This window comes from Vibrio sp. 811 (genome assembly GCF_033339195.1).
Window position 1 is genome coordinate 1 of record NZ_JAWOUB010000743.1, and the last position, 565, is coordinate 565.

1 protein-coding gene and 1 pseudogene are annotated in these 565 nt (G+C 44.2%); both read right to left on the bottom strand.

Annotated features, from left to right (window positions below; all coding sequences use genetic code 11):
• Positions 1-202, bottom strand: a pseudogene (locus tag R7Q46_RS29160) (histidine kinase); the annotation flags it as partial.
• 24 nt (positions 203-226) lie between these two features.
• Positions 227-565: LysE family transporter (locus tag R7Q46_RS29165; protein ID WP_318078576.1), on the bottom strand; the 339-nt coding region annotated here is incomplete at its 5' end.

The following is a 565-nucleotide window of genomic DNA, read 5'->3' on the forward strand; positions in this document are numbered from 1 at the left end:
TGATAAAGCAGCGCGAAGACGCAATCACTGGGTTAGTACCCAGTGATAGAAAGTTCTCGACGATTAATCGGTATGTCGCTCGGTTTGATTCGATATGAGCGGGATAGGCGTTGCTTTCTCCATCTCTAAATAACAATTCATAACCCAGCGTCTGTCTTTTACGGTTAAAAATCGGCTGACGAGCGACATACGTTGTATTCATGCGATAGAACTACCTATAAATGGCTTAGGATTTTGCAGCCGCTAATAATGCGCCACAACCCATAAACATTGAACCGAATACTTTGTTAATTTTACCCATGATCTTGTCTGAACGGATAAAGCGTCCCATCTGCGCCGCTAACGTGGTGTAACCCAACATTACGCACGCATCAATTACCACTGTCGTCACCCCTAGCGCCAACAATTGCGTCAGTTGGTCTTTTGCAGGGTCGATAAACTGTGGGAACAACGCCACCAAAAAGACGATCGATTTAGGGTTAGTCAGGTTAATTAAAACGGCTTTATACAATAATGCGCTACCTGACATCTCTTTGTGACTCTCATTGGCAATCAAGCCTGAAGT